We start from the raw sequence: 14593 nt of genomic DNA on the forward strand, positions 1-14593 counted from the left end.
GCCCACCGCTAATTCATGATACTCGGCGGCAGTGAGATAATTGGGGTATTCACAAATGTTACCTGGCAACACTTGATCCCCAACGCCCATCTCTTCTGGGCATTGGTTATTTTGCACGGTAGATTCCTCCGATAACTTTTTTGTCAAGTTTCAGAGGGGGTCGATTAAATCAATTCGCAATTACCAACTTGCAATTCGCAGTTATATTTACGCCCATACTTCCTCCTCATAGACGAAGTAGAGTAAAAGAGCCTGAATTCATTAATTATTCAATTACTCTGCAATTGCGAATTGCGTAGACGCGCTTTGTGCTGCTTTCCGTAGGGTTTTGCGAATTGCCTATGACGCTGCTTTTACAAAAATTTACATATCTTAAATATAAATTTTTTGTCAAAATACTACCAACGGTCAGCAAAAGCTAGCCGTGCGTATTGCTTTAGAGTATAATGGCAATAGCAAAGCAGCGTGGGTATCTTTTGACAAGTCAGTGGTTTCAAGTCGCCAAACTTTAAGTGCCACTTTCTTTGTCAGCCGAGATCAACCCCGCCCAAAAATATGTCGTTTTTTTTCACCTTAAGGCAAAGCGTACTCCCTAGTGCGTTTTGCCTAAATTTTTATGTATGAGCTTTTCCTCCATTCTTGATTCTTGGGTTTATACATGAACAAGCTGATCTTACAGAACTTTGCTTCTTTTCGCATCTAGTAAGGTTTAAATGCTGAGTTATATTACCTCCTATTTTGTTAAACTTAATAAAATTACCCTATTGTATAAGGGTTTTTCTCAAGCCAACCCTAGTAGTAGGTTAAAAACTTCATCTTCAGATTGGCGGGGAAAACTTTTCGCTTAGGTTCGTGCAGCGCAAACCGATGATCGGCTGGATTCAAAGCTACTTGTGTAGGAAAAAACAGTTTTTGGAGTAAATTCTCTACATAATTATTTGTCGTTAAAATTTTTGTAGCTAGATTTTTGTTTTTTCTTGTGAGCATAAATACTTCTCTAAAATGTGTTAGCTAATGAGGGGAAAGAGTTTTGTGGCTGTACTAGACCCAAGGGATCGGTATTAATGTATTTTTTGACTACAGGTTGCAAAGTAAAGGCGATTTCTTTAGTGTTTGGGTCTTTAATGCTTTCAATTAAAGATAGTTGTTCTAACTTTTCTAAAGCTTTAATAATTGCCGAAGTAGAAGCCGATATATTATTAAAAGAATTGAGCTGTATTAATAGGTCACTAAAACTAATTGGTGTGGGGTCTAGCGATAATTTTTTAGCCAAATAAATCATAATATAACGTTCGGTTTGCTCCAAAGATTCACCAAAAGTTTCGTCTAACATTGACTGAAACTCATCAGTAATAAAAGTAGTTTTATGCCGAAAGAATATTTCTGTACTGCCAGAAAAGAAATGTTTAATCTTTTGAACTACTATTGCTAATTCTGAGGGATTACTACGATAGGTTTTAATTAAATCAAGACAATCGTCTTTGTCTGTTAAACCTTGATCCGATAAAAAATTTAGAGCAGCATCTATATCTAAACCGTCTACTCGAAAATAGAGGATAGATCGGTCATCCTTGCTCATAGCATAAATTTCATTAGGTAAAGCTCGACAAGTCAGTAATAAACAACTCTTATGCTCTTCTTCTAACAGCCGACGCATGAATATTTTATAGTCTAATCTTTGTTCTAAATTAGGGGTTTTAAACAGAGCTTCAAAACCATCCACTACGAGTAAACAACGATGAGATTGTAAATGCTTAATTAAGGCGGTAATCAGAGCTTGAGTATATTCAGGTAAGTTGAGAGAAGTATCTGGTTGAATTAAATCGATTAGTTCGCCCAATAAATCTTGGAGGCGTACTGAGTGAGTTACTGATTTCCAAATCAGGAAATCAAAGTGTTGAGTAGAGTCTAAGCTAAGTTCTGCTAAGAGTTTTGCGGACAAAGCAGTTTTACCAACCCCAGGGACACCTGCTAAAGATATGCACCGATGGTTGTTAATTAATTTCTTTAAGTGGTAGAGTTCTTGTTGTCTACCGTAAAAATTGGATAGTTTAGAGCTAGGAAGTTGACCTTTAATAAACTGGCTATCAAATAAAGGAAGTTCTAGGTGGGGATTAGATTGATAATAGTTTATAACAACTTCTGTGAGCAGAGTTCGTACTTTCCTCTTTAAAACCTGTTGTCCTTTGGTTACTGTTTCAGAAAGCAAGTTCCACAGTTGAGGAGCTATACGACGCTGTAAATAGCCAGCCTTATAGCCAGACTCCTGCCCTATCTCAGAAAAATCTTGGTTTTCCCATGCACCCTTGAGGACGGCGATCTCAGGTTTAGTCAAGGAGCGATTTTTTTCAGTAAAAACTATATTGTTGACTACAGTTAGAGCCTGGTAAAAGGATACGGTTGGGGAAGACTGTAGTAACTCCAGAGACTGTTGCTCTTGTGTAAAAAATGATGAGGAAAGAGAATTCTGGAAATTTACCCCATGCTCAATGCTCAAATCCATAAAAGAAGTTTTCCTTTTGGTACGTGAGTTCCGCAAGAAACATTTGTAAAATCAAATCAACTAGCTATTTAATTCTTATGACTCTGAGTCACTTATAATAGTATCAGCTTTTTAGATTATAAGTGTATCTCCTAAAAGATTAAATAAGTGTTTTTATGCAAAACAAAGTCATCCAGATTAGCCCACTATTACTCAAGCCTTATTTTATGAGGGTTTTGATAGGATCTTGTAAATGTAAAAATATAATTTCTCACGGTAAGTGACTTAAAGTCACAAAAGAATTTTACTTTGCTGCATTAAATGTGAATAAAAGCAATAGTCATAAGAAATATTTTTATAATGTTGTCAATAACGAAATATCGCTCAAATGCTAATTCTTTAATAAAAAGTTAAGACAAGATGTCGTGTTACTGTATAAACCCTCTGTGTGAACGACGGCAGAATCCTGATGATGCCGACAAATGCGCTTCTTGCGGTACATCTTTAGTGATCAATGAACGTGTCCGTCTAGTTAAACCATTAAGAGAATTAGATCGCAACCCGTTCACGGCAAATGAGATTTTTGAAATAGAGGATTCTGGGACGCAGTGGAGTCCTGGGCGTAAACGACGAGTCATGAAGATATTAAAATGGAATTCGCCTCAATCTGTGGAGCGATTTGAGCGCGAGGTTTTAGCCTTGCAATTAATAAATCATCCAAATATTCCGCAGACAAACGGAGATGATGACTACTTTACCGTCGAATTAGAGAACAGCCCCTTCAAATTCCGATGCTTAATCATGGATAAAATTGAAGGGGAAAATTTAGAAGATTGGATAGAAACTCATCCACCAATTTCACAAGAGTTAGCACTAGATTGGTTGGAACAAATAGTAGCAATACTAGATTTAGTACATCATACAGAATTTTTTCATAGAGACATCAAACCAAGCAATATAATTCTAGATCCGGATGGACAATTATATTTAATAGATTTTGGAGCTGTGCGCCAGATAACAGATACATATTTAGCCAAAGTAAGCTCGACTGGAGGAACGGACAGAACTATCAGTAATTACGAAATCACTAAAGTAATTTCCCATTATTACAGTCCGCTAGAGCAAGCGCATGGTCATGCGGTTCCACAGTCAGATTTTTATGCTTTAGGTCGGACTATGGTTCGCTTGGTGACGGGGGTAAAATTAAGAGAATTACAGACAAATCATGATACGGGGAGATTGATCTGGAGACATAAAGCATCACAGATAGATAAGCCATTGGCGGATTTTATTGATGAGTTGATGGATCCAAACCCAGCACATAGACCGCAAACAACGGGAATTATTTTATGGCGACTGAAAAAACTGCCTGGGCAAAGTAAGATTTACAGAATAACAAGGTCGAAACCCTTCATGTTCAGTGCAGCGATCGCCAGCATTAGTTTGATAGGATTACTAGGTTATACAGTTGGATTACCAGTGTATGCAAATAATTTAGTAGCACAAGGGCAAAAGCTAGAGGAGGAAAATAATACAGAACAAGCGCAAAAGGTATTTGACCAAGCAGTAAAAATTCGCCCGGAATTAAGTAATCAAATTTCCAAATTCTACTTTGATATAGCAGGAAGAGTTAAAGAAGATTTAGAATTAGAAAAAAAATATTATAATTTAGCGGCTAAATATAATCCGAATGACATAGATTCATATAATAATCTAGCATTGGCTTGTCAATTTTTGAGAGATATAGATTGTGTAAATAAAAGTTACCAACAGCTTTTTAGGCTAGAGCCTAACTCCTGGACAGGACACTACAATTTAGCTAACTTTTATGAAAGTCAAGAAAAATATGATTTAGCTGAAGAACAATATAACTTAGCAATTAAATCTGGTCAGGAGCAGGCGTTAATTGCTGTGAATAATTTGTCTAGGTTGAATAATTTGCAAGGAAAATATACTCAAGCTCAAAAACTAGCAATAGAAGGATTGAATAAAGCCCCATCTAGTGATAAACAGTTAAGAGCAGCATTATATAAAAATTTAGCCTGGGCGAAACTGATGCAAAAAGATTATCAAGGGGCGGATAAAGATTTGCAAACAGCCTTTAATTTAGATTCGCAAAGAGTTGATGTATATTGCTTATTATCGAAAGCGAAAGAAGCATTAGGAGATATAAATTCTGCAAGTGGTTACGGTGAAATATGTTTACTGGCAAGGATGGATACGTGGTTGCCAGAAGTACAAAAATGGCGAGAGGAATTAATAGAGAGGATATTTAAAAAGAAATAAATTTTAGTATTTTTAAAAATAGTTTGTAGAAAAATAAGTATATAAATCCCATGTTGAAGAAGATTCAGATTGGAGCCATTATATTAGGATTGATATTAGCGAACGTCACTGTAAGTCGTGTGCGGGGGCAGGAAGTAGTGAGGGCAAATCGGCAATCTAAAGCCGATTGCGAACCAATAGCGAAAGTGATAGATGGAGATATTCACCATAAGCCTTTAACAAAATTATGTAGTGAAGATAGAGTTAGAACAGCCAATGGTGGGAAGGTAAAAATCCTCTGTTACCCAAGAGGAATAATAATAGACATCCCTAATGATGTGGTAGGTAAACATTGTTTACCATTACAAACGAACGAAGGTAGAGGATGTAACGTTTTGCAGGGGAGAAACTGTGTCATCGCTAAGGGGCCGGATGAAGAGAACAAGCCGAATAAGATTACACCGTATGGTGTAGTAATCAACAACTCACGACCGACATTATCCTGGTTTAGAACAAAGGGAGCTACCAACTACATTGTGCAGGTCAAAGGAAACGGAGGTATTAACTGGCAACTAGAAGTCAAGGGCGAAACCCTGACCTATCCGCAATATCTTGCAGAACTGAAGCCAGGGCAAGCATACAGTGTAGAGATAGTGGCTATGCGGGGCGATGAAGTAATAGATAGTAGCTCGGCGCTGCTATTGTTAGCTTCAAATGAAAGACTACAACAAGTAAAACAGACTATTAACATTCTTTTAAGCCTTCAACAGCCGCTTGATGAATTGGCGATTGATATGGATGCAGTATATGAGTCACACAATTTAGTCAATGAATCGATAAAAGTATTAGATGCTAGAGCTAAAGCAGGTTCAAGGAACCCCACGATTTATAGATTGTTAGGCGATCGCTACTTAATAGCTAAGTTCCCTCAACAAGCTAATGAAGCGTATTTAACAGCTAAGAAATTAGCTCAACAAGCAAATAATACTGTAGAGTTAGCTTTAGCAGAAGCTGGCATAAAGATTGCGGCACAGACAAAGGTCAAAAAGCAAACGAGTTATCCGCCAACGAGAATAAATGCGCTCCAATAATATGGGTGAAAATATTTGTCACTTTTTAATAAACTGAGTTGTGCTGATCTTAATGCTTCGGCTTTAGTAAGTCCAGATTTTAGTCCTTCATAAAATTTAGTCATCAGTTGAGCAGTAGAATCAGCATCAACTAGCCATAGACTGGCTACAACACCACGCGCTCCGGCTTGTGCGGCTATGCCAGCAATACCCAAAAAGGAGCGTCTATCACCTTTGGCAGTTTGGCAAGCACTCAACACTAGTAAATCAAGATTGCTTTTATTTTGTAATAAAGCTTTTAAATCATTAACCATCAGGGGAATATCCCATGCTAAAACAAAGGTTTGTTCAATGTCCGAGCTAAATTGAGCATGGCTACTTAAATGGATTGCCCAAAAAGAATTGTTTTCAATATCTTTACTAAATTGTTCATGGGTAAATTCGCTATCAAGTAATGTAATGGCAGAGGGATTAGTTTTCTTAATATTATCAATCTCTAACCTGACTTGAGGTAAAGGACGTAAATCTCTAGGGACGATAGAATTACTGAAACTGGGACTAATTTGAGAAACGCCACTAGCTAAAGTTGTAGCTGGTTTAAGCAGCGATTGCCGCAATTGTTTAGCGCTAGAACCTACAGAAATAATGTATTTCTCTAATAAATATTCTTGCCCATCATATAACATATCTAAGGGCAGATTTTGAAAATAACTATCTAGGACGAAACCTATTTTGCCCGATGAGGGTAAATATTGCTTGATAGGTTGAATCAAAAGCTTATAAACAGCTTGCGAATAGGTAAGAAAGTTATAACCTTTAATATCAACGAATTCTAAGTTCTGGATAATATTGAAGAAATTAGTCAAAGGTTCACCAATTATATCTAAATCTATTGTGTGACGATAGATATCTTGAGAAGTTTTAACAAGTACCTCCACTCGTTCATCTAATTTAATTAGGTAAACAATATAATCCAAATCTTTTGAGCCGCGATCCGATCTTGCATCTAGGGTATTTTCAGCAAATTTACCACACCGCAAGAAATTCTCTACTTCAGCAAATTTAAGTTGCTCTTGAATTTTAATAGCTTGCCTGTTGTAGGTTTTATGAGAGTTATTATTGTTAAGTAATAATGATATATATTCGCGGTAAAGTGGCTCTACCTTTTCTTCAAAGGCAAATTGAATATCAGAGTTAAACAGTAAAATATCGCTACGCACTTTATCAAGATTTTTGATAGCACTTGCATAAAATTGATTAGCTCGCTCGATTTTCCCAGATACTTTATAAAGCCGAGCTAATTCCCATTGCCATTGATAGACGATATCCCAAGCCTGTACTGATTGAGCATATAACACCCCTTCATAATAGGAACTTTCAGCTTTGGATAGCTCTCCAAAAGTAGTGTAAATCTTACCTAGAGTACCATAACTGTAAGCAATCGCTCTAAGATTATTCAAATCTTTAGCATTAGTTAATGCCTCCTGTGATAAGGATAAAGCTACAGATTGTAAATTGTTACTGGTTAGTTCTTTGACTTTTAAAGTATGAGTTTGAGTAATGTTTATTAAACTTCGTGACAATTTAAGTTTGCCATAAATTGACTCAATCTTTGGCAAAGCTCTAAATTGCTCTAATTTTGCAAGAATGTCATTTGTTATTTCCGAAACAGAATCATTGATTGGTATATCTTGAGGAAATTGTATTGATGTACTATCTAAAAGTAGCTTTAGCCAATTTAATTTAGCTTGTAGAGAAACTGTACTTTGGCTATTGCTGAGTTTCTGGTATATTTTTTGGGCGGCAACAAATTTAGACTTAGCTAAAATAATTGCCTTTTTTTGAGCAGCAAAGTCATCAGTAAGTTTATATTTACTTTTAGACTGATTATAAAGTATTACTTCTGTATTAGCTAAATTCAGTAATAAGTTGTCTTGGATTTTTTTGTTTTGTAATTGTACTGCCGATGTTAAACATTCTTGTAAGATTACATAGGAAATTTCCGGTTCGCCCATAACTCGAAGCACGTTAGCTAGGTTATAAAATCCAGTAAACTGAAAATATTCAGTGATTTGCTTTTGATGAAGTGTTGATTTTAAATAAGACAATCGGGAAAAATTAGTTTCTTTTTGTAGCGAATCAGGGCAAATACCATTATTTAGAGATAAAGCTTGAGTGAGGATTTGGCAAGCTGTAGTATAAGAGCCTAATGCTTGCAGCGCCAGACTTTGATTAATTAAACTGCCGTTCATTCCCTGCTCATTGTTTAATTGTTCATAGGCTCGATAAGCTGCTTGCCATGCTTTAAATGCAGCTTCTGGTTTTCCATCGTACAATTGTGAAAAACCCTGCTGTGTGAGAGACTTTGCTATTTCTAAACTAGGTGTAGATGCTGCTAGTATTACTTCATGCTTAATCACCACTATTAGCGTAAATAATAAACTTAGAAATAGGTATTTAGTTTTTTTAAAGCAGTTGATAATTAAGCGAGAAATAAATGCCATTTTCTTGCCATGTGTTGGAGTTTGAGTTAATTTCATTCAGAGGAATGCCCCAATCAAGACGGGCATTGAAGCGATCGCTGCGATATTGGAGGGCTAGCCCAACAGAGGTTAAACTACCTGAAGCGCTGAAAGTATCAGAACTATTGTTCCAGCTTGTGCCAAAGTCAATGAATGGGATGACCTGTAATTCTTGTGTAGTCGTTTCCCAAGCCGGAATCCGTAATTCTGTAGATAAAAGAAATCCATTGTCAGATATAAAAGTATCCTGCCTATAACCTCTGACAGTACTGATGCCTCCAAGACTAATTTGCTCAAAAGCTGGTAAAGGTCTATCCGCCAATTGGAGGCGTGAGCGGATAGCAACAGAAGTGTTACTATTGCCTAAACGCTTCAACCATAGAGCTTCACCTACCCAAGTAAAAAACTGCCCATCGGGAGATTCGGGATTGATGGTAGCATCTAGTGCATCTAAACCTAAACTAAAGGTTGAACGAGCGTAGAAAGAGTGATTAAGGCTCCGATTTGCCCAATCTTGGAAAAACCTGAGTGCAAAAATCCTTGTGCGTCCCGAAGCATCTGCGCCCGCCGAGATAGGAAAAGGAGTATTTTGCAACGATGATTCGCTTTCTAGCCGCGAAACAGTCAACCCCAATGCCAATTCTTGTGCCGAGTTAGCCGAAGCCTGTTGTATTAAAGGTTGGCGAAAACTAATTTCATAGGCCAATGCATCGGCTACGATATCCAGGGCGTTAAGCGGTCGCTCAATGATATTGTTGGAAATATTTGCGTAAACAAAGCTGATAGTACCATTGTTTGGGTTGATAGGTACAGAATAACCAAGGGTGATCGCATTACTGCCATCTGTATTTCTATAACCGATGCTTAGTCCGTCTCCCAATCCCAGTACGTTATTGTGCGAGATATCAATGCGGCGCTGGAAAGTTCCGATGACTGGAGAGCGGTAGTTGTCTAGACCAATATTAACCTTAAATTCCTGTTGGGGCTGTACATTAATATCCAAAATAGCTTGGCTTGGTTTGCTTCCCTCTTTCAATGAAGCAGTAATTCTCTCAATTAATGGGTTTTGTTGAAGTAATTGTAATGCTGGCAGTAAGCGTTTACTGTTGAGAATCGGTTGTGGAATACGTGCGCGGATATAGTTGTGTAGTCTGTTGCCGCCGACAATATTGATTTTTTCTATTCGTCCCTCAACAATTGAGACAGTAACTATAGCATTGTCAACCTTGAGAGATCGATTCTGAGCAACACCAATGTATGCACCAGAGTTGATATACCCTTGCTCTACATAATAATCAGTAACCTTATCGCTGATTTCTGATAAATCAGCAAAAGTGATTTCTTGACCGACAAAATCTGATAATACTTTCTCTAACTCCTGATTATTAAAGACTGTATTTCCTTGAAACTGAAAACCTTGAACTTTGATTTTAACGAAATTGTTTGGTTGAAGGCTTCTTTGAGGAATCAAAGGAGTAGAGGATGCTGGAGGCGTTAATGGTGGCGGTGCTGGAGGTAAAGGAGTGGGCGACAGGGGTGTTTGTTGTATAGTTGGCGGATTTTTTTGATGAATGCCACCTGACTCAAGTTGTGCCAAGGAAAAATGACTTGCCGTTAAATACGCTAGTAAATGTAAACTCAATGTTTAGCCCCCTACATCTGGTACTCTCTTGATGCAAGAAGATTTCAATGGCGAACTGTACGCACCCATATCGTCACTTGGATCTGGGGTAATCACAAAGCTAACAGTCCCATCCCCGTTATTGCGCCACCCTTGGGCTACCACTATATTTTCCGTATTATCAGTTTGAGTAGATTGGGGTAATTGTTGAGAAGGGATAGGTACTGATGAGTCTGTCCACCCCAGTTCTGTCCATCCCAGTGTAGTGCTAGATAAATCATCAAGACTAGCGGGAAGTCCTCCTTTAGCAGAGATAGTTAGTTCACTCGGCAAGTTAGGAGGTTCTGGCGAGCAAGTGTTAAACGGTTGTGGAGACTGAAAGACAGTATTTCTAATCCCAGAGTTAGCAATATCTATTTGAGTAGTGTTAATCTGTACTGAGCCGTTAACTCCTCTTTCTGAAGTAGCTTTTATTTGGCTATCTGGCGAGGCAAATAAACCTGGGGTATTGATTTTGATGTTCCCACCCCTGCCCTCAAAGGCATTGGCTGTAATTTGGCTGTTACTTTGCAATATTAATGCACCTGTTTCAATACCAATATTGCCCCCATTGCCTGTACTGCCGTTTGTGCCTGCGGTTGCAGATATAAAGCTATTATTCAGTTGAACATTTTCTGCTTTCAAGTTGATGTTACCGCCTTCTCCAACAGCAGTTGTCGCTGTAATTCCCCCTTGATTTGTAATGTCGATTTTGTCTGTATTGATATTGATAGTACCAGCGTCACCGGAGCCTTGATTTATTACACTAAGCTGTCCAAAATTAGAAATGGTCAAATTTTGAGTATCAATAGTTAAACTTCCCGCTCTACCTGTTGGCTCTGGAGGTAATCTTAATCCGGTTCTGAGGCGTTCATTTAGTATAGGTGCTGAAGAAGATATAGCACTTAATGTGTCTAAGTATTTTCCTGATATTGTAATTGCTTCTGAGGATCTAATAAATAAATTACCAGCATCGCCGGAAGCAAATGTACTAGTACTAATAGTACCTCCATCTTGTAATAATAAATTTGAACTATTAATTTCTAAATTACCAGCATTGCCATCTTTATAAGTAGATGATTGAATGTTACTTGCGTTACCTAAACCAGTAGATGTGCCAATTATTTCTATAGAGTTTGAATTAACTGAAACACTACCACTTTTACCTTGACCAAAAGTTGCAGAGCCTATACTACTCCCTGCCCGTAAAGAGATAAAGTTAGAGTTTAGTCTTAAAACTCCAGAATCTCCACTGCCAAACGTTGTTGTAAGTAATCCTCCATTATTTGCAACAATTTGTGCGACATTTGCAATAATGTCGCCGCCTTTTCCGGCATTGTAAGTAAATGTATTAATTCCAGACCCTTGAGAAATACTTTCAAGAGTTAAGCCTTCAAAATTTAATTGTTCAGCATTTACAATGACATTGCCACCCGCAGCACTGCTAAAAGTTGTCGTGGCAACTTGAGAAGCTTTTAAAAAGATTCTCCCACTATTAAATTCAATGTTGCCACCTGTATTTTCGCTAAAATTAATATTAAAAATGCCTGTAGCAGTTGCTTGAGATTCATTTTGTATACTCACTGAGTCTACAGCTTTAATAAATATATTACCAAATTGTCTATCTTGAAAACTTTGTCCAATAATTAAAGACCCTTTATCTAAAAATATATTATTTCCATAAATCTCTATAGAATTCCCTGAGCCATTAGAGCTACCATCATAAAGTAAAGAGTTATTTGATATTGTTATGTCTTTATAAACTAAGTTATTTCCGGGAGAGACTAACCATTGATTATTTTGGTTGTTTAAATTTATTAGTCCCTGCTCAAGGCTAACTAATTCGAGCCGACCATTAGTATTTTTAAGAATAGCTCCATTTAAGGTAATATTATTGCCGATCAAAGCAAGAATATTATTAGGTTTAACTTCCAGGCTGTTCGCTAACTTACTAGGGTTAAGAGGGGTAAAAAAATCGTTCTGCTCAATTGTGTGTCCTTTTCCTTGAATAGTAATACTTCCAGAATTACCATTAAACTGCAAACCAATAGGAATATCCACAGTCAGCAGTGGTTGTTGTGGGTTAATAGCACTAAACTCAGAACCATTGGCAAATTCTAGAGAGTCAGCCGTAGTTGCAAATAAAGAACCACCGATATCTAATCGAGCATTAGGGCCAAAGACAATGCCACTGGGATTGATCAAGAACAAGTTAGCTGTACCATTGGCGCTAATCAGCCCATCAAGATTAGAGATGGAACCGCCAGTAATTCTAGTGATAATGTTGTAAACATCCAGCGCGTTGTTGAAATGGACACTACTATCTGTAGGAACGGAAAAGTCCTTGAAACTGTGAAATAAATTATTTCCTACTTGAGTACCACCCTCGATAGTTCTAATGTTTTCGTCTATCTTGATACTTGTGCTGTTAGGTAGAGTCAAATCGGGAGCTATTTGCGCGTTGGATGAATTAGTCATGAGAAAAGAAGTAATTAGTAAAAAAGCAGCAATATTTAAAAAAGTACTATTGTTTGGTTTCATTTATTTATCAAAAACTTAAGTAATAAAAATTACTTAAATAAGTTCTTACTCAGAATCTCAAATAATGTTAAACTTGGCAATCTAAAATCCTGATTTTAAGATTGAACTTAAGGGCTATTATCACTCTAGATGATACTAATATCAAGCTAAAAGAATACTTAGCATCAGAACGGAAGAGAAAAGCGATTGATCGTAAGTTGCAGTTCACCGATACTCTACCGCACAGCTATCGACATGATTCAATGCTGTTTCAACACTTAATATTGCAAATTTGGCTAAGTCACCAGTAAAAATTACGTCAGATGAAATCGGAGTTACTGATAAGATGGTCATTTTCCGGTATCGCTTGCAACCATTTTTATATCTAACTTTTGGCAATTTAATGATTACATAGGTGTCTACAGTATGGCTATTGGCTACAAATATGATGCGATGATTCTTGAGTATAGGAGAAACAAATTCTATATACTTTTGCCCTTCAAATTTCCCAGGAGTAATGGTAGTAATATATTTTTTTCTGTAATTCTCTTTAAGAGACGAGGTTAAATAATTAACTCCTATATTATTTAAAGCTTTAGTGTATAAATTATTTACATTTATTCTAGAGATGCGCGTTCAAGTGAAGAGTAGTCCTGTACCATTTCTGGTTGCGATTGCCAGGAAGTAAGGTTGTAAACTTGTACTGGAGTGACAAATACCACACCTGCCATCGCCTGAAGCTGCCTTCGTCTTCCTTTGCCAAAGGCTTAAGAAGAGCTTATTGCTTCCAACAACAGGTAATTCAGTACAATCTTGAGTAGAGCCGGAGTTTTGAGTGGAGAAACCAATTGAACCCTAGTTCACCCAAACGAAAGCTGAAGATTACGATTCTAACAGTAGGTTCAAGAGGAGACTTGCAACCATACTGTGCTTTGGGTATTGGGTTGAAACGTGCGGGGCATCAGGTAACAGTGGCAACACACGAAAACTTTGCATCTTTTGTTAGGAAGTTTGATTTAGAGTTTGCAGCGATCGCTGGAAATATGCAAGAGTTTCTGCAATCGAAACAAGGGCAACGATTGATTGCGGGAGAAAAGTTGAAGTCGGAAGAAGCAGATAAGCTTTTGCTTCAACAATTGCAGTCAGCGTGGGTAGCGTGTCAGGGGGCTGAAGTAATCATCTACACACCGCTAGCCAATTGGGGATATCACATTGCAGAGAAATTAGGCGTACCTTGCTTTTTTGCATCAGTTCTGCCGTTGACTCCCACAGGGATGTTTGGGTTTTTGAGATTTGCTCAAATACCTAAAAACCCGCTAAAGAAAGCGATAAATTATGGCAGCTACTTCATTGCAGAGTTCTTGTACTGGCAAAAGCATCGAAAGCTCATAAACTCCTTCAGAACCGAGACATTGAAATTGCCGCCTATACCATATTTGGGCAGACGCTTCAGACGGAAGACTTCGGCGAATGTATCACGAATCCCTATATTGTATGGATTTAGTTCGCACGTCATCCCAAGACCCCGTGACTGGCCTGCATGGGTGTATGTAACAGGTTTCTGGTTTATTGACCAAGCCTCGGAATACGAACCACCCCTGGAACTAGAGGATTTTCTTGGACGAAAGAAATTGCCTTTGTGCTTTGGATTTGGCAGCATGACGATGCCCAATCCAGAATATCTCACACACTATATCGTGGAAGCTCTAAAGAAAACACGTCAAGGCGGGATTATATTATCTGGCTGGGGTGACATTGGAAGAACAGTGAATGTAAAAGATTCGCTACGAGTGTTTGTGATCAAGGAAGTTCCTCATGATTGGCTTTTTCCCCAAGTGCCAGCAATAGTACATCATGGAGGAGCAAGTACAACGGCGGCAGTGTTACGTTCGGGAACACCATCAGTTACCGTACCCTTTTTTGCAGATCAGCCAGTTTGGGGTGAAAAGCTAACTCGGTTGGGAGTCAGCCCACAACCGATACCGTACCATAAGGTATCAGAAGAAACTCTAGCGACAGCGATTGAAATCGTACTGGGCGATGAGGTGATGCGGTCTAAAGCCCAGGAGTTAGG

At 37.9% G+C, this 14593-nt stretch carries 9 protein-coding genes; 3 read left to right on the forward strand and 6 right to left on the reverse strand.

Annotated features, from left to right (window positions below; genetic code table 11):
* Positions 1-792: 792 nt before the first annotated feature.
* Positions 793-987 carry a hypothetical protein gene (locus VB732_RS33815; RefSeq protein ID WP_323235198.1) on the reverse strand — a complete coding sequence of 65 codons (195 nt, stop codon included), beginning with the start codon at positions 985-987 and terminating at the stop codon, positions 793-795.
* 10 nt (positions 988-997) lie between these two features.
* On the reverse strand, positions 998-2503 hold the full coding sequence (locus VB732_RS33820) for an AAA family ATPase (RefSeq protein ID WP_323235199.1): 1506 nt from the start codon (positions 2501-2503) through the stop codon (positions 998-1000).
* Positions 2504-2902: 399 nt separating this feature from the next.
* On the opposite strand from VB732_RS33820, the gene VB732_RS33825 reads away from it, so the two are divergent.
* Together VB732_RS33825 and VB732_RS33830 are read left to right on the forward strand one after the other, a co-directional pair.
* Entirely contained in the window at positions 2903-4768 is a 1866-nt protein-coding gene (locus VB732_RS33825; RefSeq protein WP_323235200.1) for a serine/threonine-protein kinase, read from the forward strand.
* A 50-nt stretch (positions 4769-4818) separates the two neighbouring features.
* Entirely contained in the window at positions 4819-5838 is a 1020-nt protein-coding gene (locus VB732_RS33830; RefSeq protein WP_323235201.1) for a fibronectin type III domain-containing protein, read from the forward strand.
* Here the strand turns inward: VB732_RS33830 and VB732_RS33835 are convergent.
* From VB732_RS33835 to VB732_RS33850, 4 genes are all read right to left on the reverse strand, one after another.
* Positions 5805-8357 (reverse strand): CHAT domain-containing protein, encoded by a 2553-nt coding sequence (locus VB732_RS33835; RefSeq protein ID WP_323235202.1) that lies wholly within the window; start codon positions 8355-8357, stop codon positions 5805-5807. The two genes, VB732_RS33830 and VB732_RS33835, sit on opposite strands and share 34 nt — an antisense overlap.
* Positions 8284-9981, reverse strand: a complete 1698-nt coding sequence (locus VB732_RS33840) for a ShlB/FhaC/HecB family hemolysin secretion/activation protein (protein WP_323235203.1) — start codon at positions 9979-9981, stop codon at positions 8284-8286. The genes VB732_RS33835 and VB732_RS33840 overlap by 74 nt, the downstream gene beginning before the upstream one ends.
* 3 nt (positions 9982-9984) lie before the next feature.
* On the reverse strand, positions 9985-12477 hold the full coding sequence (locus VB732_RS33845) for a filamentous hemagglutinin N-terminal domain-containing protein (RefSeq protein ID WP_323235204.1): 2493 nt from the start codon (positions 12475-12477) through the stop codon (positions 9985-9987).
* A gap of 267 nt (positions 12478-12744) precedes the next feature.
* The gene (locus VB732_RS33850) at positions 12745-12873 is read right to left on the reverse strand and encodes a hypothetical protein (RefSeq protein ID WP_323235205.1); all 129 of its coding nucleotides are present in this window, start codon (positions 12871-12873) and stop codon (positions 12745-12747) included.
* 494 nt (positions 12874-13367) lie between these two features.
* On the opposite strand from VB732_RS33850, the gene VB732_RS33855 reads away from it, so the two are divergent.
* Positions 13368-14593 (forward strand): glycosyltransferase (locus VB732_RS33855; RefSeq protein WP_323235206.1); only part of this gene is annotated, 1226 nt, incomplete at its 3' end.

It is taken from the genome of Nostoc sp. UHCC 0252, assembly GCF_034931145.1.
GTDB lineage: Bacteria > Cyanobacteriota > Cyanobacteriia > Cyanobacteriales > Nostocaceae > Nostoc.